The organism is Bacillus cereus group sp. BfR-BA-01360, assembly GCF_022663595.1.
Lineage (GTDB): Bacteria > Bacillota > Bacilli > Bacillales > Bacillaceae_G > Bacillus_A > Bacillus_A cytotoxicus.
In genome coordinates, this window is sequence record NZ_JAKUFV010000003.1 from 94,205 (window position 1) to 117,224 (window position 23,020).

Consider the following 23,020-nt stretch of genomic DNA (forward strand, 5'->3'; position numbering starts at 1 on the left):
AGCCTCCTTCTCTTTCAATATATTCGCTTCGTATGAAATTCAATCCTTGTAAAAGAAGGGGAAAACTTGTCAAATAAAGAAGGTATAAGGGGAATAGGAGGAGGCATAATGTTTACAAGTCGAGTTACAGACATATTACAAATTAAGTACCCTATCATTCAAGCAGGTATGGCAGGTGCGATTACGACACCAGAACTTGTTGCAGCTGTAAGTAATAGCGGAGGATTAGGCACGCTTGGAGCCGGCTATATGAGCCCAGAAAAAATTCGTGAAGCGATTTATAAAATAAGGCAGTTAACTGATAAGCCTTTCGGTGTTAATTTACTTGTAACGAAAGAGATACAAATAGAAAAAGAGAAGGTAAATGAGGCGAAAGTCTTACTTAGTGGAATGAGTAGAGAGTTAGGTATAGAGGAAGATGAATTCAAGCTTCCACAAAGCTATAAAGAACAATTACAAGTACTATTAGAAGAAAAGGTGCCGGTTGTTAGCTTTGCATTTCAAACGTTAGAACAAGAAGAAATAAATGTTTTGAAAAGAAGAGGAATAAAAGTGATTGGAACAGCTACTCATGTAGCGGAAGCAAAAGCACTTGCTGAACTAGGGGTAGATATGATTACTGGGCAAGGTAGCGAGGCAGGAGGACATAGAGGAACATTTATCGGTAAAGAACAAGATGCTATGATTGGTACGTTTGCGTTAATACCTCAGTTAGTAGCAGCAGTCTCGCATATCCCGATTATTGCAGCTGGTGGTGTAATGAACGGGAAAGGGTTTGTTGCTGCATTGGCATTAGGTGCAGAAGGTGTTCAAATGGGATCAGCCTTTTTAACGAGTGAAGAAAGTATTGCACATGATGTATATAAAGAGGCCATACTGCAAAGTGCAGATACGAGTACAACTGTTACGAGAGTATTTTCTGGAAGATATGCAAGAGGTATACGGAATACTTTTATAGAAAAGCATGAAGGAAAAGAAGATAGGCTTCCGATGTATCCAGTGCAAAACGTATTAACTTCTAAAATACGCCAAGAAGCAGCGAAACAAAATAAAGGAGAATACATGTCGCTTTGGGCAGGACAAGCATCATCATTAGCACGAGTAGAATCAGCTCAGCGCGTCGTGGAGCGAGTGATGAAAGAAGCAGAGAATGCCATTGAACAATTAGAAAATGTATATAGAAAAAGACCACTTGAGTAATTCAAGCGGTCTTTTCGTTAGTTTGTTTTATAAAATTGTTGGATAGCTTCGTCGATGTAAACCCAGCCTTTCCAACCTAAGTGCATATGATCTTTTAAGAAGTATTTATCATACTCATGATTTGAGAAATCGGCAATTGGATACCCAGCTTTCTCAATTTGTTTATGAACTTTTTTGTAGTACAATTCGCGGCGTTCTTTCGGGAATCCAGCGTAATCGTACCAAGTTCCTTTGACAGGAACAGAAATGAAGAGTGGTTTTGCACCTGTTTGCTTTAATAAGTCAAGTACAGTTTGTAAATCTTCATACTCTGGAGATTGATCATACGCATCATGTTTTAAGTATCCTTGACGTTGTTTTAATTTCTTTTTAATTTTTTTATTGAAATAATGATCTTCGATACCGTATTCATTCGATTGCGATTCCATTTTACCAGCTTCATCCGCATATTTACGCGCTTCTTCCCAGTTCATTTGTTTCAATGCTGGATCAAGCTTTTCTTTCGGTGTTTTAATATGAAACATTGCCGTAAATAAATCTTTACGATCTAAAATATTGCGATACAGATAAGCAAAAGGTTTCACAGCCATTGCTTTTATTTTATGCTCTGTATCATCATAAACAATACCTTCTAAAGAAGTTTTCAACAATGTTTCTTTCTTTACAATTTCAAAGTTCAGCAAACGCTTTGCAATTTGTTTTTTCATTTCCGGTTTTAAATCATTGTTGAAAATGAAATGATAGCCTTGTTGCTTAGAAAAGTTAGGTGCAAAATGCGTTTCGTCAATACCGTGTGGGACAAACCATTGAGGTGAAAGAACAAAGACCATTTTTTTATCTTTTAATTGATCCATTGTAGATGCAAAGTTTAATACATGTACAAGGTTTTGTGTTCCACCTCGGCCAAGAAGGAATGGTGTGAATCCTTCTGGTTTTACTTTAAAGTAATTGGATGGATGAAAAGCATCCATTCGAGCAAACTCCGATGAACCATACATCGGAAGGTATTTCGGGTCTTCTAACATTTTTTGCTGTAAAATCATACTTTGAATTTTTTCTTCTTGTAAAGAAGTAGCAGCTCGTTCTACTTTCTTATCACTGACAAGTGGAAGTAGAACGCGTGTTGGAATAAGTAAGAATACAGCAAAAAGGGCCAATGCTAGAAGCATCGGTCCAAATTTTGCTTTGCTCATCGGATTTCTTCCAATTTCTTAATAACCATATTTGGTGTTGCCCACTCATCACGGTCGAAATCAGAAATAGAAACTTCAATACCTAAGCGCTCTTGGAATTCTACTAATAAAGATACGACAGCGAAAGAATCAAGAATACCTTCTTCAAATAATTGAATATCTAGATTCTCTTTCACAATATCATTTTCACATACTTCTTCTAAAATATCTAATACTTGCTCTTTAAATTCTGCCATTTAAAAAATCTCCTTTATATCCGAAATGTATTATATATGCGAACTTCTTAATGAAATAAGAAGTGATGCATTAAAAGTATCTGTTTAGGTGACCAGAGAAGATTAGGAAACCGAAACATACAAAATGGAATGTAATTACAACCGCAAGGATATGCATCCATTTATTATTTGGCCAAAATTTATGCTTCTTGTTTTTCCGTTCGAAAATATCGAACAGGATAAATAAAGCAGCATGATAAAGGCCGTAAATAATGTATTGATATACATGCTCACCAGTAATGTGCCATATCCCCATAATGAAAAAGTTTAAAAATGCGCCAATATATGAAATCGTATACCGATTTTTCAATAACTTTTTCTTCGTTGCAAAAAAGACAAAGCGCATATAGATAAAGTCACGGAACCAGAACGATAAACTCATGTGCCAGCGATTCCAAAAGTCTTTAATGTTACGACTAATGAACGGCTTATTAAAGTTTTCTGGCGTTTTAATTCCCATCATATAACTTACACCGATTACGAATGCACTATAGCCAGCAAAATCGAAGAATAAATAGAAGCTATAGCTATACATGTAAATTACATTTGAAAGAAAAGTATCTTGTTTAGCAAATGCTGCTTCCATAAGATGTTGATTTATTAAATAAGCAATAATAAATTTATACAGAAAACCTTGGAAAATACGATTCATTCCTGTATAGAGTAGTTGTTGATATTCCTCACTACTAGGTGGTTTTTGAATATCTTTTTGGAATCTTCGGTACCGATCGATAGGTCCCGTAGAGATAGCAGGGAAGAATAAAACGAACTCCCAGAAATGAAAGAATGAAAGCTCTTTAATTAAGCCATCACGTACTTCAAAGACCATCTGTACTGCTCTGAATGTTACGTAAGACATACCTAAGAAAACAACAAACTTTAGTTCCGGTACAAACGGTGCGATTTTGGCTAAAATAAGCGGCAAAATCGACAAAATAACAGCCATGCAAAACATGAACGTGTTATTATTTTGTTTCCTCAAATGTAAATAGCCTCGAATAAGGACATATTGCCAAATAATAAATACTGCTAACATAATGGCTTGCTTTGGTTTGTCTGAGAAGATTATCGCAAGCATAACAAGTGTTAAAACAGCGTTATATTTTCGCAACATTTTACCTTTTAATCCGGCAATAATCGTAGGTATTAATAAAATGCCTACAATCACGAAAAAATAAAATGATCCATATGCGGTCATGCTGTAACCTCACTCAATAATTTTTTGCGATCTACCTTTCCATTTGGTGTCATTGGAATAGAAGATTGATACATGAATTTACGTGGAATCATATAGTTTGGTAATCGCTCATTGAGTTCTTTTTTAATTGCAGATGTTAATTTGAATTCCTTTTCAAACGAATGCTCCCCAGGAACAACAACCGCTAATAAATAATCGTATTTCTCACCTTTTTTAATAGGAACAATAACTGCTCCTTCTACGTAAGAACATGCACGAAGATGATGCTCAATTTCTTCTAATTCCATTCGATACCCATGAAGCTTAATTTGGAAATCAAGACGACCATTATAGAATAGAAGACCGTTTTCCATATAGCCAGCATCGCCTGTTTTATAGGCGCGCTCGCCGTCAATCATAGTAAATGATTTTTCTGTTAATTCAGGGCTTCCTAAATAACCAACGCTTACGCTTGGGCCGACAATTACGATTTCACCTTTTTCTCCATCTGATGCAATCGTTCCATCTTCTTTCATAATAAGAAGACGGCAGTCTGATTTACAATAGCCAACTGGAAGGGATTGATACGTATCAATAACTTCTTGCGTAACAGGAATACTTGTTACAGCAACAGTAGCTTCTGTAGGGCCATACGTATTCATAATTGTTGCTTTTGGAAAACGTTCCATTAATTTTTTCGCAACCTCATTTGGTAATACTTCCCCGCAGAATAAGAATGTTTTCATATTTGGTAGCATACTTTCAGAGAAAGATGTTTCCATTAAACACATTTCTGCAAAAGATGGTGTAGAAGTCCATACTTGAATGTTCGATTGTTTTAATGATGCAAATAAATCTTTTGGACGCGCAATCATATCTTTATCGATTGCCCATAGTGTACCACCTGTTACTAACGATGGGTAAATATCCATCACAGATAAGTCAAATGAGAAAGGTGCTTGATTTAAGAATACTTGTCCTGTTTGTAAGTTGAAATCTTGAATCGCCCATTTTGTAAAACTAACAAGACAATTATGCGTAATTTGTACACCTTTTGGATTACCTGTGCTTCCTGATGTGTAAATAATATAGAAGTTCTCATCGTCTTTTACTGCATGTTCAGGATTTGGAATTTTCCCTTTATGTGTAAAGAAAATGTCTTTTAAGTTGTTTTGAGATACAGTGCGAACTGGTAAGTCAGTTACAGTTAATTCTGCTGCTGATAAAAGAAGTTTCGCACCAGAACTTTCCGCAATACGTAGTACACGGTCAGCTGGAATCGATAAATCAACAGGAATATAAGCATGTCCGGCTTTTACACAACCTAAGAAGCTGATGATCATGTCAGGTTGCATATGGCCATACACCATAATTGGTGAAGAATCATCTGGATATTCAGATGAAATCCAATGTGCTAATGCATCAGAATCGTCTTTTAACTGTTTGTACGTAATCTTTGCATCTCGCCAAACGAAAGCGGTTTGATCAGGCGTTTCTGTTGCCCACTTTTCGATTTGTTCTAATAACTTCATAACGTTCTTCCCACCCTAAAATTCATTGTAAATAAATGTACTTGTGTTTGTATCATGAAAGCCATACAACCAAAGTAATGCAAATAAAATTGCAAGGTAATAAAAGGTTTTTGTAACCCATTGTGTGAGTGGTCGAGACCATATCTCTTTTAATCTTTCCATGTCTTTCCCTCTCTTATAAAATGATAACTCTATGTAGGTAGCATGTCCTACATAATTGTGAAAAAAACAAAATTCCACATTTTAGGTAAAAATAAGATGAAAGGCTCTTTTCTGATAGTAGCACTAAATACTAAAAAAGAAAATCCCCAACTTGCTAATTATATTACAATCATCATAAATTTGTAATGAATTTGTCATGTGAAACGTAGAAATCCTAAAAGACTGCCTTTAAAAATAAATATATTGAAATAGAGGACGAACGATTAGAAGGAGGGTATTAGGGATGAATGATAAAATGATAAAATGGCAAAAGCTTATCTCAGAGAAAAATATAATAAAGTGGCGTCGCCATCTTCATCAGTTTCCTGAACTTTCATTCCATGAAAAACAAACTTCTCAGTTTATCTATGATATATTGTGCTCCTTTTCCGCTTTTGAAGTAACAAGACCAACAAAATATAGTGTGATGGCAAAGAAAAAGGGTAAGAAACGCGGAAAAGTTGTCGCCATTCGAGCAGATATAGATGCGTTACCAATTCAAGAAGAGAACGAAAAGCCGTATACATCATTCGTTTCAGATGTTATGCATGCATGTGGTCATGATGCACATACAGCTATTTTATTAGGAGCAGCAGAGGCGATTGCAAAAATGGAGGAAGAATGGGCTGGCGAGATTCGGTTATTCTTTCAACATGCAGAAGAGGTTTATCCTGGTGGTGCTCAAGAAATGGTAAAGGCTGGGGTTATGGAGGGAGTAGATTGTATTATAGGTCTGCATGTCATGTCTGGGTTAGAAACCGGTAAAATTGGAATCGTATACGGGCCTATGATGGCAGCGCCAGATGTATTTACAATTGAAGTGAAGGGAAGGGGGGGGCATGCGGCTAGACCTGAAGAAACAATTGATCCGATAGCAGTAGGAGCGCAAATCATTACGAATTTACAACATATTGTTTCGAGAAATACAGGTGTTTTTGAACAAAGAGTTGTCTCTGTTACACAATTTCATGGCGGAACAGCGGATAATATTATTCCTAATACAGCATTTTTAATGGGAACGGTACGGTCTTTTCAGCAAGATGTTAGAAAAGAAGCAGAAGAAAAAATTAACCAAATTGTAAAAGGTGTTACAGAAGCACATGGCGCTACATATGAATATACATATCGCTATGGATATGATCCAGTGATTAACGATGTAGAGGTTACAAAAGTTGTCGAAGAAAGTGCTCGAGTGCTATTGGGAAGTGACAGCATTATACAACTGGGTCCTTCCATGGGAGGAGAAGATTTTTCTGCTTATTTAAGAAAAGCTCCAGGCTGTTTCTTTAAACTAGGGACTGGGAATGAAACAAAAAAGACGTGTTATCCACATCATCATCCGAAATTTGATGTAGATGAGTCGGCACTTATGTATGGTGCGATGCTATTTTTAGAAGCGACAATGAAACTATTAGAAATCGAGTGTTGATATAAAGTGAACCTTTAATCAGTGGGGAAGTTCTTCACCAACCGAATTATTACCGCTTTAAAATAGCCGGGATAAAAAAAGGCAACTGCGAGAATCGCAGTTGCTTTTATTTCTTTCCGTTAGAGAGGGCTGAGAAAGAACTATGCTCATTCATAGTATATGAACTTTTAGAGGACAAGCTTGTACCTTTTCATTATTTTTTTGAAAATAGTCATTGACTTTGATAATCGTTATCAATTAACCTAATGGTGTAAATAAAAATGATAATGATTATCATTTTTGATTAATAAAAAATGTGGAATGGAAACGAATCACATAGAAAAAGTAGTACATGAACGAAGGAGAGATTGAATTGAGTAAGTTGGTAATGGTTTTTGCAAGTATGAGTGGCAATACAGAAGAAATGGCTGATCACATTGCTGGAGCAATTCGTGAAACAGGAAATGAAATTGATGTGATCGATATTATGACTACACCAGAAGCTTCTATATTAGAAGAATACGATGGTATTCTTTTAGGTGCATATACTTGGGGCGATGGTGAGCTGCCAGATGATTTTTTAGATTTCTACGATGAAATGGATAAAATTCATTTAACAGGAAAAAAAGCGGCTGTATTTGGTTCTTGTGACTCCGCTTATCCAAAATATGGTGCAGCTGTGGATATTTTAATAGAAAAATTACAAGAACGCGGTGCTGAAGTTGTGTTAGAGGGACTAAAAGTAGAGTTAACGCCAGAAGATGAGGATATAGAAAAGTGTCTTCAATTTGGTATCGATTTTATAAAATACCTTTCTTAATGGCGGGAGGGAGATGAAGAGCAGTTGCAAAGGAAAATCTCAATTAAGATGATGACAGACTATCATTTATATGAATTTATGCGTTGTCCACATAAATATTATTTTCGTCATATAAAAAGGAGAGAATCTTCTTCACTTGAATGGCAACAAATCGTTCAAATGATTGTAAATCAAATTGTTCATGAATATTACTTGACGTCAAAGGAGAAACAAACAGAAATCTTGTTGCTAGAGCTATTGGAGAAACATTGGCATAAAGTAAAAACTTCTATGTTTTCTTCTAAAATAGAATATTATATTGTGTTGGCAAAATTAACAGATCATTTGTTACAGTTTGTGAAAAAAGATGAAAGTAAAACACCACCTTTATTTTTATATGAAAAAATTCAAATGTACATGGAAGAACTAGGTATCCATATTTCTTTAACCTTTGAAATTGGTGAATGGTCTTCTCAATCTTTTGTCATAAAAAAGTATGTTGTGGATGGAAATGAAGAAATGTTTGCTCTTTGTCAGAAATTAACAACTGTATTTTGTTATAAGGCTTTTGGTATATTGCCAGAGACAATTGAATTTGTTAATTTAATAGAAGGAACTAGGTATGAATATGTTCCAAAAGATAAAGATATAATAGAAGGAATAGAGTATTTAAAGATAATGAAGGAAATGATAATAGACTCGAGGAACTATATGAAGGCTTCATTCCATTCAAAATGTGCAAACTGTGTATTTCAAAGAGAATGTGTTCGAGGAAACCAGTCAGTAGAGACAACAATTCATTAAAATAATATTCATTTGGATGCTATTTCTTTATTTTATATCTTGATAGGTATAAAGAATATGATATAATAAAAATTCATCATTATATATTAGGTAAGAGTAAGTTTGAAATATAGTTTTAAAAAAAGAAACTGATATGATGACGAATAAAAAATCTAGTCAGTTGTTATATTGACTAGATTTTTTATTCGTTATAAATCTTTCATACTATATACCTTAGAGACGATATATAGTATGAAAGATTATCATTACTTATATCACTTTGACCGTAATTTCTTTAAAATATAGTCCATCAGCGGAGCTAATTGTTACCTTTGTTGTACCTCGATTCATGATTTTCATATTTAGATTACCCGCTTCAGCATAATCAGGATAGATGATAGGGTCTAGAACATCACGGTTTGAGACAGTAACTTGTGCTCCTTTTAAAGAATAATCAAAATTGAAGTCTATAAACGGAGCATGTTGAGTATTTTTGTATAATTTGGTAACTGTAATGTTTTGTGAGTCAGTGACGTTTTTATCACCAAATGGTTTTGCATACCACGTAATGTTAGAGAAGTTGCTAGGAACTCTACTTAATAATTTTGTACGTCCAGGGCTATCAGGAAGTTTCTTTAAATCTGTACGTACTTTATCAATATCTGTTTGTGTAATGCCTTGTTTGACAGGAGTTCCGATACCATTTGTAAATAGCGACTCTAGTAGTTCTTGTGCTTTTTGCAATTCAGAAAAGAGTCGTTGTGCCTTTTTAATCTCATCTAATAGATTTGTTTTATCTTCCGTATCAGGAAGTTGATCAACTTTCGCTTTGGAGGCATCAATGTCAGCTTGTGTAATATTAGCTTTTAACGTATTGTGATCATTGGCCGTGAACAAATCGTTAATTGCTTTTTGAGCATTTTGTAATTTTAGAGTTTGAGTAGCATTGAATAAATTTTGTGCTTTTTCAATTTCTTTTATTAAAGTTTGCTTATCATTGTTGTCAGAAAGTTGGTCAACTTTTATTTTGACATTATCAATATCAACTTGAGTAATGGTCTCTTTTAATGCTGTATGGAAACGATCAGTAAAGAGAGAATCTACGTTTTTACGAGTCTCGTTTAATACATTTAATAGATGTTCAGCTCGTTCGATTTCTTTTTGTAATACTTCTTTTTCAGGTAAATTTGATACAAGTTCCACTTTTTGCTTAGCTTCTTTGATTTCTTTTTCAGTAAGAGAGTCATTTAATATAGTGTGTTTATCATCGCTGAATAGAGCATTAACCGCTTGTTGCGCATTTTTTAATTGTGTTGCCTCCCGTTCCTTGAGCAATTGTTGCGCTTTTTTAATCTCGTTTAACAGTTCTGTTTTATTGCTGTTATCAGGAAGTTGTGATACTTTTTCTTTTGCTGCATCAATCTCTTTCTTTGATGTTTCGTTGTGAAGAATAGAATGAGATTCATCGCCAAAAAGTCCATGGACGATACTTGTTGCGTTATTGAGATGATTCAATAGATTTTGCGCTTTTTCCAATTCTTGCTGTAATTGTTGTTTATGCTTTGCTTCAGGTAAACTTAATACAAGTTTCGCTGAAGCATCAATGTCACGCTGAGTAATATTTGCATGTAATGTGGAATGACCTTCATCAGTGAATAAACGATTTACTCCTTTTGTTGCTTTATTGATGAGTTCGTAGCTTACTGTAATACCAATTCGTGCATCTTGCTTCACCACGGTATCTCCATAGTAGCCATAATAGGAGGCAACACTATAAATAAGCTTCTGATCTTCCGCATCTTCTGGTACAGTAAATTCTTTTTGAACTGTAACTTCTTCTCCAGGTATTAAAATTTTATCAGGACCAATATCCGCATATTCTTGGTACATGCCAAGATGCCAGTCTGCTCCCCAAACGTTAGTCAAATTACGATTGCCTGTGTTTTTTATATGATAAGTGTATATGATAGTCTCGCCGGGTGTTACAACCTCTTTATTTGTTGAAACCTTTAGCGAAATTTCTGGTTGTACTACATCAACTGTAATCAATGTTTTTGCTTGAGTTGTTATTTTTTCACCGTCAATCACACCATACACGGTAGCTAAACTGCGAAGCGTTTGGCCCTCTGTAACATCATTTGGCACAGTGAATTTTTTCGTCATTGTAATGGTTTCCCCTGGTCCGAAAGCGTTATCATTATCTAAATCGAAACGGCCTTGTAACATATTCACATTCCAATCTGCAATCCACACATCTTTAATGACTTTATTTGTGGCATTTGTAAGCTTATAGCGATATGTAATCGTTTCACCAGGCATAGGGGTTGGATTACTTGGGGTCACCTGTAAGATCATATGACCTATTTGTTCCTTACTAGTAATCTTAGAATTGTTAGTTTGTTCCGTTGCAGCTTCTGAAACGATAGGTGTTGTTAATACAGATAAACATAATAGCGATGTAATGACTCTTCTACCATTTCTTTTTTTGTATGGTTCTCTCATAAGAAATCCTCCTCTAGTATGTTTGGTGTCAAAATTAACACGCAAATTACCTTATAACATTTTGGAAAAAAAATCAAACTTATTTTTAAAAAATTTAGATTCTTTCATTTCTTTTTTTAGAGTACGTCATAATGAATAAATGTTGATATAAAGGGATTTAAAATGAGTTTTTTAATAAAAATAAGGTTTTATAAATAAAATGTTTATCAATATAAATCATTAATCTATTTCCAAATATGTAAAAAAAAGGGTTGAATTTTTTTAGGAAACGATATAACCTAATGGATGTGCATGAGGGAGATTTAATCACATAAATTCTATATTTATGATTTTACAATAATTAACTAATTTGTTCAATTTTTTTATATTTAACACTATCATGATAGTGTTAAATATAAAATTAATAGAGAATGGATAAGGGGGATTCGTTAAAAGTTTTAACAATGAAATGATGACGCACACATATAAGTGTTACGTAATAAAGATATTTTGTTAAGGAGAGAGAAGAAATGAACAAATATCTAGTTGGAATCGGAATAGCTTGTTTATTACTTAGCACAGGATGTTCAAGTAGTAAGGAGAATATGGTTAAGCAGGAAATCAATAAACAAGAAGATAGAGAAAGGAAGGAAATAACTTTTCCTAAAGGAGTAAAAGAAACTGGGGAAGCTAGTATGCAATTAATTACGAATAGTGAGAAAAAAGAAGAAAATCAAATCCCAATTTTAAAAGTAGATCCCAAGTTCAATTTAGCTCAAATTCAATTGGAGTTAAAAGGGTTAAATGAAAATGAAACCGCTTATATATATGTGGATAAGCAATTTATTACAAAAGAAGAAGTAACGAAAGCGTTTTCTACTTTTGTTAACTTAGAAGGAGAATTATTGAAGACAGGGGAACATACTGTTTCTATTGTTCAATTTAAGGATGAAAAATCTAGAAAAGAGATACAAAATTATAAAGAAGCAAAATTTAAAATTGAACAAGGTACAGTAGAGGATAAATAACGGTTTATAGGACAAGAGAATTTTCAATATGTAATTCGCAACTTACGATTTTTTTGGAAGTTATGTGAATGATTTGTTAATGAAAATATTAATTTATATAGGTTTTACAAAAAAAGGTGTTTTTCTCAGTTTATAAAAGTTAGAGATGGGAGAAGGAATAAAAAATGAATATCAATAAAGCGAAGAGGCTTTGGATTCTATTCGTATTGTGTACGATTTGTACAGTACTTATGAGTTTTAATGATATATCGTTTGTGAGCTATATAGGCAGAGTACTTTTATATGTGATGATAGCTTTTTTGATTTTCTTGACACAGTTTCAAGGTGTGCTGTCATTATATCAAGTAGTGGTTAGTTTATTAGGTTTTGTTAAGAAAAAGAATTCATATGTGTTGGATCATGATATTGCACATACTAGATTCGCTATATTGGTATGTGCACATAATGAAGAAAAAGTAATTGAACAAATTGTGAAAAATTTGAAGAAGATTGATTATCCGAAAGAAAAGTATGATATCCATGTAATTTGTGACAATTGCACAGATAATACAGCTCAAATTGTGAGAGAGAATCAAGTGAAGGCCTGGGAAAGGCACGATAATCAGAAACGAGGAAAGGGATATGGGCTAGAATGGATGTTTCAAAATTTATTTCGACTGGAAAAAGAGCAGCAAGAAGTATATGATGCAGTTGTTATATTAGATGCAGATAACGTAGTATCAAGAAACTTTTTACAAGTATTAAATGCTAAGTTGGTAAAAGAAAAATACGAAGTTGTTCAAGCCTATTTAGATTCGAAAAATCCAAAAGATAACTGGATTTCAAAATCGTATGCAATTGCTTATTGGTCTACTAATCGTTTATATCAATTGAGTAGGGGGAAATTAGGGCTATCAGCACAACTTGGAGGAACAGGTATGTGCTTTACAATGAATATTTTAAAAGAGATTGGTTGGGGAACCGAAAGTTTAACAGAAGATCTTGAGTTTACAGCGAAGTATATATTGGCGAAAGGAAGAGCGGTAGGCTGGGCACATGATGCGAAAATTTATGATGAAAAACCAACGGATTTTAAGGTGTCGTTTCGTCAAAGGATTAGATGGATGCAAGGGCACATGGACTGCATGGTTAGATATTCTGGTCCACTTTTGAAGAATTTTACTCAAACATTTAATATGAATGCAATAGATATGTTCATTTATCTTGTTCAGCCAACAAGAACAATGCTCTCAGTAAATTCTATCATTTTATTTTTTGTTACATACTATGATTTGCTTCCATCTTACATCATGCTATATGTATTACATCCATGGATTTGGCTTTTGATAGCGGTATCTTTTTATATACTACCTATTATAGCTTTATTACAAGAGAAAAAGGTAACGAATATAATATGGACACCTATTGTTTATATTTTTGGTTTTTCATGGGTACCTATTATTTTTTTAGGATTTATAAAAAGAAAAGAAAAGGTATGGGTTCATACTCCGCATAATCGAGTAATGGATAGAGAAAATATGATAAAAATGGAAGAATCAGTGTAGAGAGTGAAAAAGTGGAGGAATAAAATTGAGTTTCTTAATGTTTTTTATAATAGTTTGTAAAATGTTCATTGGATATACTGAGTTGTATGAACAATTTAATATTAATAGTTTTATAATGGACTGTTTATATATTATCTTTGTATTTTTTCTAATTAGATTTTTCATAACGAAAAAAATAAGACCAACTTTATATAGCGTACTCAGTTTAATAGTCGGGGTGTTATTGATTATTTGTGTATTGTATAAGAGGTTTTATGGTGTGATGCCGACGTATCATTCCTTAGCATTAGCAAATCAAACTGTAGAATTAAAGGGAAGCATCTCTTCTCTTTGGAAATGGCAAGATTTATATTACATAGGAGATATGATTATCATACCTTTTTTGATTTACAGGGCAGGGAAAATGAACAAAAATCGAAAGGATATGAAAGTTTCAAAAAAAGCGATGGGCGTGATTGCTCTAAGTTTTGTAGTTGTAATATTTACATTCACCTATGTCATAAATAAAGAAGATATAGTAGATGAGAAAAAAAAATCAGAGAAAATGGGCTTTTTTTCGTATAATGTATCATTTCCAATGAGTAAGATCTTCCCACAAAATAATTTGTATGATATAGCGAATGGTAAAATAACAAATTCTGTTATAAGAGATGTGAAAGAAATACAACCTTTACAACATCTTGAATATGAGGGCGTTGCTAAGGGGAAAAACTTAATTATGGTTCAACTCGAATCAGTGCAAGAAAATGTAATCGGTTTAAAACTAAATGGGAAATCAATCACTCCGAATCTAGATCAGTTACGTGATCAATCTCTGTCATTTCCAACCTTTTTTCAACAAACAGGAAGAGGAAATACGATAGACGCTGAGTGGACTGTTAATACATCAACGTTTCCAGGAATTCATGAGCTAAATTCAAATCGATTTGCAAATCGTGAAGTTCCAAGCCTTCCTAAACTATTAAAGAAGAATCATTACGTGACGAATACGTTTCATACAAATCATGCAAAATTTTATAATCGAAAACGAGTATATAAAGCATTAGGATTTGATCAATTTTATGACCAACAATATTTTGGAAATAAAGAGGTAATCGGTATAGCAGCCAGTGATAGAGTATTGTATACAAAAACAGTACCGATTTTAAAAGAATTAGATAAACAGAATAAAAAATTCTATGCACATATTATTGCATTAAGTAGTCACCATCCGTTCAAGATACCAAGCAATCATAAACCGCTAGTATTACCAAAAGAATTAGAAGGGACACAATTTGGTGATTATATTCAGGCTGTTCATTATGCAGATAAAGAAGTGGGCTTCTTAATAGAGGAATTAAAACGTGAAGGATTATGGGATAAATCTTTATTTGTCTTATATGGAGATCATCATATTATTGATACAAATGCTCTACCAAATCATGAAAAAAAATATTTGCCAAAATCTCAACTGAAAAATGGGCAAATTGATCCATATCGCATTCCATTCATTATACATTATCCTGGGTTAGAAGAAGGAAAGCAAATTGAGACAATAGGGAGTGAGGTAGATATTTTACCTACCATTACAAATCTATTAGGTATCGATACAGGAGATCAAGTTATATTTGGGCAAGATTTGCTGAATTATAGAAAAAATATGATTCCGCAGAGATTCTTTTTTCCAGATGGAACATTTATTGCTCAGGAGTACAGTTATATTCCAAAAGAAAAATTTGAAACTGGACAAGCAATGAGCTTAGAAGGAGAACAAGTTCCGTTAACTCCAGAGATAAAAAATCAATTCGAACAGACAAGAAAGTTACTATATTTATCAGATCAATATCTTGAGAATTTACCAAAAGCAGAAGGATAAGGTGGCTGAGTTATCATGAAAAAAATATTCATTATGATTTTATATAGTAGTTTTTTCTTTTTCACAGTTTATCGTTTTATAGATACACCGAATATACTACAGTTTTTGTTTCCTGGTATTAAATAAGGAAAATCATAGATAGTAAGGGCAGGAGAGTTTTATTCCTGCCCTTACTATTTTTCTTAGAGGTAAATTTTTCACATAAAAAAGTAATATATATAGTAAGGATTGACATGAAACGCTTTTCATCCTTTACGCTATAAATGGAAAGGAATCAAGTGAGCAACAAAAAAAGACATAAGTATATAGTTAGCAGTGGAAGGGAATAAGTAATAAAAAATGGAGGAACTGTAATTGATAAAAGTTTTGCCTGATAACAGGAGGGATACTAGTGGAAAATGAAAAAAAAGTATTTCAATGGTTAAAAGAACAAAATGCGCCGTTTTGGATTCGACTGCAAATTTTACAAGCATTTCAAATGCACAAAGTGATGGTTGAAATAGATAAAAAGTTAATGGCGTATGAGGAAAAAGAATATAGGGAAAGAATCTAATTCAATCCCTGCAGCATGGTTCGTAATTTTTTCAACCCATTATGTATTGCGTGTTCATCTTTTCGTTCCAAATTGTAAAGGAGCTGATGAAGTAAAGGACTATGCTGATAAAAAGAAATAATGCGTTGCATGAAGGACGAATCATGATGAAGGATAAGGGTACAGTATTTTTTATAAACATCTTCGGTAAATACATTCCCAAAATCATGATATAAACCAGCAAAATCAAAGGCAGGATCTCTAATTTGTGTATCGCCAAAATCAATAATTCCAGAAACCTTTTTACGCTTCTCATCGAATAAAATATGATGATGAGTAAAATCGGCATGAATCATTGTATACTGTAAGTCGTATCGATGGAAAAGTGTGAAAAATTGATGAAACAATTTGTCAAAGGCCTCTTTTTCGCATTTTATGAATGTATGGGAAAGGTAACGATTTAATTTCATTTGTAGTTGTTTCCAGTAGGTGATTGTTTTTTCTATTTTAAATCCTAATTGTGTAGCATGTTCTAGTGAAATAGTATGTAAAGTCGCAAGAAATTGAGCAATTTGTGTAATTACTTGTTCGCGCTCTTGTATGGTTAAGTTAGCAATCATTTGAGCTGTTAAGGGCTCTCCGTAAATGAGCGTATAGTAACTACAAGTTGGAATAGTGTCTGATTCATTTGTATAGAACAGGTGATAATTAGGAATTTCAATATCATGTAAAGACTTAGCTAAGAGGGAACAAAGTTCTTTTTCTAGCGGAATTCTCTTTGCAATCGTGGCTTCCCTAGGAAAGCGAAAAAGCAAAGCGTTATTTATAATAATCGCTATATGATCCCAGCCGCTTTCATTTTGTTGAAAAGAATCTATATGTAAATGCGGAAGGCTTGTTGTATATATCGTTGAAAAGAATTCATACATTATTCCCCGTTTCTGTTATAGTGAGAGTTCTCACTATATAATATCAGAAATTTCTTTATTATCAACATAGGAATGGTAATATGAATCGTATATTCATGTTTAAAAAAGTGATACCGTCTACACATTGGTATCACTTTTTATCTTCTTTTACAGGTTTTCATTTTGCTGTCCGATTTCTTTTTGTGCGATGTGAAGATTTCCTCGCTCCATTTGTTTCTGTTCATGAATAGAATTTCCAGCGTATTCCTTTTTTGTTGGAACGACTCTTTTGGAGGGATGAGCATTTTGCTGTTTCATAAAATGGTCCGCCTTTCATTAAAAATAAACGAAAATGATGAGTAGAAGCAATATAGCAGCGAAGATGGTAATACCAACTAAAAAAGATGTATTTTTATATTTAGGAGGCTTATGAACATCTTGGCGATATCCAGGTGAAATTTCAGGGGCGAATTCTTCATCGAATGTTTTCTTTTTGTTTTGTTCGTCCATATGCTTTCACCTTCCTTTTTTATTTATGTTACACGTTGTGAAGAAGAACTATACATGAAAGAAAAACTCTATAATTAGCAGTTTTTCTCAGAGTATGGGGAACATAATAAAAAGTGATATCGATATATGAAATACCCCTTCATTTGCCTCTTTTTTAGCATTTTCGATTTCGCATGCAGGCCTACTGTACTGACACGTATTTCTTTGTTTGGAGCATTATGTTTCTTTTTATAGGCTGTATCCTTTTTGGTTATAGTTGCTTCTAATTTTTTATTGAATACTATCTAACTAGAAGTTCTATCATTTCGCCGTAGTAATTGAAAATAGAAGGAATCCAGATTATTATATTATTATTGTAATTTTATTTTGTTGAAGGAGGATACATAGTATGATGAAAAAGTCGAAAGGTTCTATCGAATCAGAGATAAGTAAAGCAATTACGCAGTGGGAAAAAGATTATCTTGGGCGTGGGTCTATATCTGTTAAGACAGATATATTACGGGATATGATTATTGTGAATTTACAAGGTATTTTAACACCAGCTGAATATGCTGTTTGTGAAACGAAAGATGGTATGTTAACGATAAAGAAAACACGTTCGGAACTAGTGGAATCGGGAATAGATGATCTTAAGGAGATTATACTAGACTTAACTGGAGAAAAAGTAAAAAGCTTTCATACTGATATAAGTTCCCGTACGGGTGAACGGATAATGATTTTTAAGTTATTTCATAATCTTGAGAAAAAAATTTAATGTAAACAACAAGTTAGAAGCATAACAAGCAGTAACGGGGATAAACTCGAAAAAATAGTTGATAACAGTAAAGAAACGTACAATGATTTAGAAATAGGGATTTTTTGAAAGAGATATACTTCAACTCAGGAGTGTTCTGGTGAATTTTGATGAAAATAATTTTCAGAAATCTTATGAAGGAATTGACAAATTTTTAAATATGGTTTATCTTATAGTTGTTTTAAAAACTTACAGATGTTTATATTTAGAGCTTTAGCATTTTTTTAATCATTCATATTGACTAAATGAAAAAGTTTCTGAATATAAAAACTGGGTGTAACATAAATTTGTATATCGCATAATCTAGAAGGTTAGAGGTATATTATTTTTTCTTTAGATAGAAGTAATAAACAAATAAATTATGATCCTTTATAAAATGGGAGCTCTTCAAAAAACTTCGCTGAAGTTAGTTGAAGTGAAACCGACAATGTCCATAATTCAATGATTTTATATCATCATTGAATTATGGAAGTTGTCGGTTTTTTTATTGATAAAAAACATCTATTCGCTAAAAGAAGGAAATGAAGATTTGAAATTCTGAAAAATTACCTTGATGAAACAGAAGTTTGTATAAGTTCGTCGTTGGGAAGGGAGTAAGTTAAATGTTAATTTCGCTAAATTCATCAACACTATTAACATTATTGTTCATTACGCTTAGTGCTTCTTTGCTAAGTGGATTATTGTTTTTAAATTCAAGGATACCCTTACATTTTGTTCGTATTCATATTGGCATCGCTGCTTTACCATCATTCGTTTCCTTACTTGCACTTATTCATACAAATGTAGATGGAGTTATTGGTCCTTGGCATCTAGATTCTTTAGCTTGGTTAATGGCTTTCTTTGTTCTTACAATTGGTTTTATCATTCAGCGTTTTTCTTTACGTTACTTAATGGGAGATCGCTCATATCGAAAATATTTTATACTTTTCACATTCACTACAGGCGCCTCTTCCATTGCATGGTTAAGTAATGATCTTCGTTTAATGGTCATTTGTTGGGGAGTAACTCTTGTCGGATTGCTCCTACTCATAAGATTAAATAGCAGTTGGAAAGTGGTAAGTGAAGCAACGAAAATTTCTGGTCGTTTATTTACAATAAGTTGGGTGGCTCTATTATTAGCTGTCATTTGGCTTTCTCAAGTAACTGGCCAGTGGCAGTTAACATCCGTTTTAGGGGATGAAAGTTTAGCTCAATATGGAAAATGGGAGAAAGCGGGGATTAACCTATTAATCCTATTAGCTGTGATGATTCCGGCAGCCCAATGGCCTTTCCAACGATGGCTCATTGAATCTGCTATTGCTCCAACTCCTGTTTCCGCTATTATGCATGCAGGTTTAGTAAATGCTGGCGGTATCATGCTAACTAGATTTTCACCTCTTTTTCATGATGATATAGCACAAATTATTTTACTTATTTTCTCTAGTATCTCTGTATTAATAGGAACTGGAATTAGTCTAGTCCAAGTTGACTACAAACGTCAGCTAGTGGGTTCAACGATTGCACAAATGGGATTTATGCTCATTCAATGCGCATTGGGTGCTTATTTAGCTGCCATTATTCATTTAATTTTACATGGTCTGTTCAAAGCTACATTGTTTTTACAAGCTGGTTCTTCCGTACGCCATTTTGAGGTTGTGAAACACTCTCATGAAAAGGCATCGTATTTATGGATTATGATTGGACGTATTTTAGGCTTACTTATAGCAATTGGTTTCTGGCTTATGACTCCTAAAGAGGGATATCAATTGGTGAGTGCGCTAATCTTAGGATGGTCATTATACTTTTCATGGAAACAGCTTGTTGTTTTCGGAGAGGGAAAAATTGGTCGAATTGCTGGCTTATCTTTTTTGATTGGATTTTCGCTCATTTACTTTACCGTTCATACCCTTTTTTATGAGTGGTTGCATACAGATGTGTATCAAAATGTTCAACCTCCAGTTCTAGCTATTACCTTTGTTATCTGTCTCTTACTATTTGGTAGCGCTATTGTTGCTTTGGTTGCTCGCAATCGATCCTTTACTATATTCGCTATATTATACCTTTGGTTAGTTCGAGTAGGCGAGGCAAATCAAAAGTCAGTAGAAAGTCACCCTAACTACTTGAAACACTATGTATCACAGGGAGGTAATCAGTGATGAGCGTATCATCTGTAGTAACGAAAGAAAGTTTTAAAAAGAAAGACGTAAATATGAATATTCAGGAAAAGGATATAAATGATTTCGTTCAATCTGCTAGCCGAGTTATAGCACCACTGTGGCCTATCTCTACGTTTGCAGCGCGTCATCCTTGGGTGGGGCTTGAAAAGCAATCCTTTGAACAAGTTGCAGATTGGCTAAAAGAAATTCGTGATGTGGATATATACCCTAGCGCTTCTATGATTCATTCGGCAAAGAGAAGAGGAGAGATCGATGAATCTTTTTTATATGCGGGATTGCATCGTTGGCTTGACTCACAATCCTTTCATATACCAAGAGAGAAAGTAGAACGTTATTGCCAGGCAGCTTTAAAGTTAGATAAGTTACCTTCTCACCTCTTATTATCAAAAGAGTTAAATACATTAGCAGCGGAAATAAATAATGTAAATACAGAAAGTACCGAAGATTTCTCAATGCAACCAATAAGTTCGCTTATAGAGAATCAAGATAGCGAAAGGTTAGCGAATATCCTTGATTATCATGTTATCAAATGGTGTAAATTATATCTGGATAACTTTCAGTCAAGTTGGGCAATGCCAAATCGTGAGAAAGGTTTCTATCATGCATGGCACCACCTTATTAAATATGATCCAGCACTCAGTAAACAGCAGCGTAAAGCTTTAAAAGATTGGCCACAAGATGCAAATGCAGCTTTAGTAAGAGCTTTGTCCGAATTAAAAATACCTAAGTCAAAAATACAGACGTATCTTGAAGGCCATTTGCTTTCCTTACCTGGATGGGCAGGAATCATACTTTGGCGCTCAAAACAATCGATTCGGGAACATGCACTCCTAACAGAATATTTAGCAGTTCGAATTTCAATGGAGTGGGCTATTGTAAATCCTTATTTATCTTTAGTAAATCATCGGCTCAAGAAAAAAGTTTCGATTGTTCCTCTTTTAGCTTCTTGGATCCATTGGGGGGATCTTTCAATTGAGGAATGGTCTCAAATGTCTGCAACTGAACAAAATGAATTATTATCAATTGCTCATCATTTTGATGAGAAACTTCGTAGAAAGCTTTGGTGGGAAGCTTGGGAACAAACACATGCAGAACGATTAAGTCAAGAGATTCTTTCTAAACAATGTGTAAATAACAAGAAAAAATTTGTATTAGCTCAAATGGCATTCTGCATTGATGTACGTTCAGAACCTTTTCGTCGACAACTTGAAAAAGCAGGTCCGTTCGAGACGATTGGAATTGCAGGTTTCTTTGGATTACCGATTGCAACGAGTGAATTAGGTAGTCATCATAGCCATCCTTCTTTACCGGTTATGCAAAAACCAAAACATCGAATAAAAGAGCTTGCGAGTGAAGATGAACTTAAGTCTTACCAACAACGTAAGAAGGTAGACCACTCATTAAGCTATACCTTTAAAATGATGAAACAGAATGTGCTTACGAGCTTGCTTTTACCTGAGTTAAGTGGACCTTTTCTTGGTCTACAAATGATAGCACGGAGCTTTGTACCAAGAAGATTAGGTAGTTTCATTCGTAACCTTCGTAAAACTTGGTTACGAAAACCTGATACAAGATTTTCGCTTGATTATGCTCATGACACAGAGTCGGAAATACCTATTGGTTTTTCTAAAGAAGAAAAAGTGAACTATGTACGTCAAACATTAAAAATGATGGGGCTAACAGAGAATTTCGCTCCTTTAGTCGTAATATGTGGGCATAGTAGTCAAAGTACAAATAATCCTTATGCTGCAGCTCTTGAGTGTGGTGCTTGTGGTGGAGCGGCAGGAGGATTCAATGCAAGAATTTTCGCTACTTTATGCAATCTGCCAGAAGTAAGAGAAGGACTTTCTGCGGAAGGAATTAAAATCCCTGAGGATACGGTTTTCGCAGCTGCTGAGCATAAAACAACTGTGGATGAATTAGAATGGATTTATATTCCTGAACTTTCGGAATCTGCACGAGAAGCATTGAATCATATCGAAGCGATTATGCCGAAAGTCAGTCACAATGCAAATAGGGAGCGTTTAGCTCAATTACCTAATTTCAAAACGAAAATGAAAAATCCGAGGGCAGAGGCACACAGATTTGCAGAAGATTGGAGTGAGATACGCCCGGAATGGGGATTAGCTCGTAATGCATCTTTTATTATCGGACAACGTGAATTAACTCAGGATTGTGACTTGGAGGGAAGAGCTTTCCTTCATAATTATGATTGGAAACAAGATGAAAGTGGGGATATTTTAGCCAGCATTATTGCAGGACCAGGAACTGTGGCTCAATGGATAAATCTACAATATTATGCTTCAACTGTAGCTCCTCATTATTATGGTAGTGGAAACAAGGCAACACAAACCGTAACAGCGGGTCTCGGCGTTATGCAGGGGAATGCGAGCGACTTGTTATCAGGGGTACCATGGCAATCCGTCATGCAATCAGATGATGAGGCATATCATTCTCCGCTTCGTTTATTAATTGTCATCCAAGCACCTAGCCAATATATAGAACGTTTGTTAAATAATGATTTTATATTTCGAGAAAAAGTTCAAAATGGATGGGTTAGACTTGCTAGTGTTGATCCAGAAGTGGGATGGAAAAACTGGTAACTGCTAAATTAAAAGTTTCATAAATAGAATGATTATAATGAA

Annotated in this window: 19 protein-coding genes and 1 pseudogene; 11 read left to right on the plus strand and 9 right to left on the minus strand. The window is 34.1% G+C overall.

Features of this window, described 5'->3' with window-relative positions:
• The first annotated feature begins 108 nt into the window (after positions 1 to 108).
• Positions 109 to 1,200 carry an NAD(P)H-dependent flavin oxidoreductase gene (locus MR056_RS04115; protein ID WP_048722452.1) on the plus strand — a complete coding sequence of 364 codons (1,092 nt, stop codon included), beginning with the start codon at positions 109 to 111 and terminating at the stop codon, positions 1,198 to 1,200.
• Positions 1,201 to 1,217: 17 nt separating this feature from the next.
• Here MR056_RS04115 and dltD read toward each other — a convergent pair whose 3' ends face one another.
• From dltD to MR056_RS04140, 5 genes are all read right to left on the minus strand, one after another.
• Positions 1,218 to 2,393 (minus strand): D-alanyl-lipoteichoic acid biosynthesis protein DltD, encoded by a 1,176-nt coding sequence (dltD, locus tag MR056_RS04120; RefSeq protein ID WP_048722455.1) that lies wholly within the window; start codon positions 2,391 to 2,393, stop codon positions 1,218 to 1,220.
• Entirely contained in the window at positions 2,390 to 2,629 is a 240-nt protein-coding gene (gene dltC, locus MR056_RS04125; RefSeq protein ID WP_048722458.1) for a D-alanine--poly(phosphoribitol) ligase subunit DltC, read from the minus strand. Before dltC ends, dltD begins: the two co-directional genes overlap by 4 nt.
• A 70-nt stretch (positions 2,630 to 2,699) precedes the next feature.
• Positions 2,700 to 3,866 carry a D-alanyl-lipoteichoic acid biosynthesis protein DltB gene (gene dltB, locus MR056_RS04130; protein ID WP_011984170.1) on the minus strand — a complete coding sequence of 389 codons (1,167 nt, stop codon included), beginning with the start codon at positions 3,864 to 3,866 and terminating at the stop codon, positions 2,700 to 2,702.
• The gene (gene dltA / locus MR056_RS04135) at positions 3,863 to 5,377 is read right to left on the minus strand and encodes a D-alanine--poly(phosphoribitol) ligase subunit DltA (RefSeq protein ID WP_011984171.1); all 1,515 of its coding nucleotides are present in this window, start codon (positions 5,375 to 5,377) and stop codon (positions 3,863 to 3,865) included. The genes dltB and dltA overlap by 4 nt, the downstream gene beginning before the upstream one ends.
• Before the next feature lie 15 nt (positions 5,378 to 5,392).
• A complete protein-coding gene (locus MR056_RS04140; RefSeq protein ID WP_041809557.1) occupies positions 5,393 to 5,539 on the minus strand; it encodes a teichoic acid D-Ala incorporation-associated protein DltX in 147 nt (48 codons plus the stop codon).
• Positions 5,540 to 5,822: 283 nt separating this feature from the next.
• On the opposite strand from MR056_RS04140, the gene MR056_RS04145 reads away from it, so the two are divergent.
• The 3 genes from MR056_RS04145 to MR056_RS04155 all read left to right on the plus strand — a co-directional run bounded on the left by MR056_RS04145 (position 5,823) and on the right by MR056_RS04155 (position 8,589).
• Positions 5,823 to 7,007, plus strand: a complete 1,185-nt coding sequence (locus MR056_RS04145) for a M20 metallopeptidase family protein (RefSeq protein WP_011984173.1) — start codon at positions 5,823 to 5,825, stop codon at positions 7,005 to 7,007.
• A 352-nt stretch (positions 7,008 to 7,359) separates the two neighbouring features.
• Positions 7,360 to 7,806, plus strand: coding sequence for a flavodoxin (locus MR056_RS04150; RefSeq protein ID WP_011984174.1), 447 nt, complete (start codon positions 7,360 to 7,362; stop codon positions 7,804 to 7,806).
• A 24-nt stretch (positions 7,807 to 7,830) separates the two neighbouring features.
• Positions 7,831 to 8,589, plus strand: a complete 759-nt coding sequence (locus MR056_RS04155) for a hypothetical protein (protein WP_210351515.1) — start codon at positions 7,831 to 7,833, stop codon at positions 8,587 to 8,589.
• A gap of 249 nt (positions 8,590 to 8,838) precedes the next feature.
• On the opposite strand, the gene MR056_RS04160 is transcribed toward MR056_RS04155, so the two are convergent.
• Positions 8,839 to 11,070 (minus strand): toxin Cry1Ac domain D-VI-related protein, encoded by a 2,232-nt coding sequence (locus MR056_RS04160; protein ID WP_210351517.1) that lies wholly within the window; start codon positions 11,068 to 11,070, stop codon positions 8,839 to 8,841.
• Between the two features lie 509 nt (positions 11,071 to 11,579).
• On the opposite strand from MR056_RS04160, the gene MR056_RS04165 reads away from it, so the two are divergent.
• The 4 genes from MR056_RS04165 (at position 11,580) to MR056_RS04180 (ending at position 16,029) form a co-directional block, all read left to right on the plus strand.
• Complete coding sequence (locus MR056_RS04165; RefSeq protein ID WP_210351519.1) at positions 11,580 to 12,077, plus strand: hypothetical protein; 498 nt, start codon at positions 11,580 to 11,582, stop codon at positions 12,075 to 12,077.
• 164 nt (positions 12,078 to 12,241) lie between these two features.
• Positions 12,242 to 13,621, plus strand: a complete 1,380-nt coding sequence (locus tag MR056_RS04170; RefSeq protein ID WP_048722473.1) for a glycosyltransferase family 2 protein — start codon at positions 12,242 to 12,244, stop codon at positions 13,619 to 13,621.
• A gap of 262 nt (positions 13,622 to 13,883) precedes the next feature.
• Entirely contained in the window at positions 13,884 to 15,476 is a 1,593-nt protein-coding gene (locus tag MR056_RS04175; protein ID WP_235436383.1) for an LTA synthase family protein, read from the plus strand.
• A gap of 391 nt (positions 15,477 to 15,867) precedes the next feature.
• Positions 15,868 to 16,029 carry a hypothetical protein gene (locus MR056_RS04180; RefSeq protein ID WP_011984180.1) on the plus strand — a complete coding sequence of 54 codons (162 nt, stop codon included), beginning with the start codon at positions 15,868 to 15,870 and terminating at the stop codon, positions 16,027 to 16,029.
• On the opposite strand, the pseudogene MR056_RS04185 reads toward MR056_RS04180, so the two are convergent.
• The 3 genes and pseudogenes from MR056_RS04185 to MR056_RS04195 form a co-directional block, all read right to left on the minus strand.
• Positions 16,026 to 16,933, minus strand: a pseudogene (locus MR056_RS04185) (aminoglycoside phosphotransferase family protein). The gene MR056_RS04180 and the pseudogene MR056_RS04185 overlap by 4 nt on opposite strands.
• Before the next feature lie 151 nt (positions 16,934 to 17,084).
• Complete coding sequence (locus tag MR056_RS04190) at positions 17,085 to 17,234, minus strand: hypothetical protein (protein WP_011984182.1); 150 nt, start codon at positions 17,232 to 17,234, stop codon at positions 17,085 to 17,087.
• 18 nt (positions 17,235 to 17,252) lie between these two features.
• Complete coding sequence (locus MR056_RS04195) at positions 17,253 to 17,426, minus strand: hypothetical protein (protein WP_011984183.1); 174 nt, start codon at positions 17,424 to 17,426, stop codon at positions 17,253 to 17,255.
• Between the two features lie 391 nt (positions 17,427 to 17,817).
• Between MR056_RS04195 and MR056_RS04200 the strand changes: the two genes are divergently transcribed.
• The 3 genes from MR056_RS04200 (at position 17,818) to MR056_RS04210 (ending at position 22,978) form a co-directional block, all read left to right on the plus strand.
• Positions 17,818 to 18,180, plus strand: coding sequence for a Na-translocating system protein MpsC family protein (locus MR056_RS04200; RefSeq protein WP_041810286.1), 363 nt, complete (start codon positions 17,818 to 17,820; stop codon positions 18,178 to 18,180).
• Positions 18,181 to 18,821: 641 nt separating this feature from the next.
• A complete protein-coding gene (locus tag MR056_RS04205) occupies positions 18,822 to 20,354 on the plus strand; it encodes an NADH dehydrogenase subunit 5 (RefSeq protein ID WP_011984185.1) in 1,533 nt (510 codons plus the stop codon).
• Entirely contained in the window at positions 20,354 to 22,978 is a 2,625-nt protein-coding gene (locus MR056_RS04210; protein WP_011984186.1) for a DUF2309 domain-containing protein, read from the plus strand. The genes MR056_RS04205 and MR056_RS04210 overlap by 1 nt, the downstream gene beginning before the upstream one ends.
• The last annotated feature ends 42 nt before the right edge of the window (positions 22,979 to 23,020 follow it).

Excerpts from the sequence above, each read along its gene's own strand:
- MR056_RS04115 (WP_048722452.1), top strand. The coding sequence starts at position 109 with ATGTTTACAAGTCGAGTTACAGACATATTACAAATTAAGTACCCTATC.
- dltD (WP_048722455.1), bottom strand. The coding sequence starts at position 2,393 with ATGAGCAAAGCAAAATTTGGACCGATGCTTCTAGCATTGGCCCTTTTT.
- dltC (WP_048722458.1), bottom strand. The coding sequence starts at position 2,629 with ATGGCAGAATTTAAAGAGCAAGTATTAGATATTTTAGAAGAAGTATGT.
- dltB (WP_011984170.1), bottom strand. The coding sequence starts at position 3,866 with ATGACCGCATATGGATCATTTTATTTTTTCGTGATTGTAGGCATTTTA.
- dltA (WP_011984171.1), bottom strand. The coding sequence starts at position 5,377 with ATGAAGTTATTAGAACAAATCGAAAAGTGGGCAACAGAAACGCCTGAT.
- MR056_RS04140 (WP_041809557.1), bottom strand. The coding sequence starts at position 5,539 with ATGGAAAGATTAAAAGAGATATGGTCTCGACCACTCACACAATGGGTT.
- MR056_RS04145 (WP_011984173.1), top strand. The coding sequence starts at position 5,823 with ATGAATGATAAAATGATAAAATGGCAAAAGCTTATCTCAGAGAAAAAT.
- MR056_RS04160 (WP_210351517.1), bottom strand. The coding sequence starts at position 11,070 with ATGAGAGAACCATACAAAAAAAGAAATGGTAGAAGAGTCATTACATCG.
- MR056_RS04165 (WP_210351519.1), top strand. The coding sequence starts at position 11,580 with ATGAACAAATATCTAGTTGGAATCGGAATAGCTTGTTTATTACTTAGC.
- MR056_RS04170 (WP_048722473.1), top strand. The coding sequence starts at position 12,242 with ATGAATATCAATAAAGCGAAGAGGCTTTGGATTCTATTCGTATTGTGT.
- MR056_RS04175 (WP_235436383.1), top strand. The coding sequence starts at position 13,884 with ATGCCGACGTATCATTCCTTAGCATTAGCAAATCAAACTGTAGAATTA.
- MR056_RS04190 (WP_011984182.1), bottom strand. The coding sequence starts at position 17,234 with ATGAAACAGCAAAATGCTCATCCCTCCAAAAGAGTCGTTCCAACAAAA.
- MR056_RS04195 (WP_011984183.1), bottom strand. The coding sequence starts at position 17,426 with ATGGACGAACAAAACAAAAAGAAAACATTCGATGAAGAATTCGCCCCT.
- MR056_RS04200 (WP_041810286.1), top strand. The coding sequence starts at position 17,818 with ATGAAAAAGTCGAAAGGTTCTATCGAATCAGAGATAAGTAAAGCAATT.
- MR056_RS04205 (WP_011984185.1), top strand. The coding sequence starts at position 18,822 with ATGTTAATTTCGCTAAATTCATCAACACTATTAACATTATTGTTCATT.
- MR056_RS04210 (WP_011984186.1), top strand. The coding sequence starts at position 20,354 with ATGAGCGTATCATCTGTAGTAACGAAAGAAAGTTTTAAAAAGAAAGAC.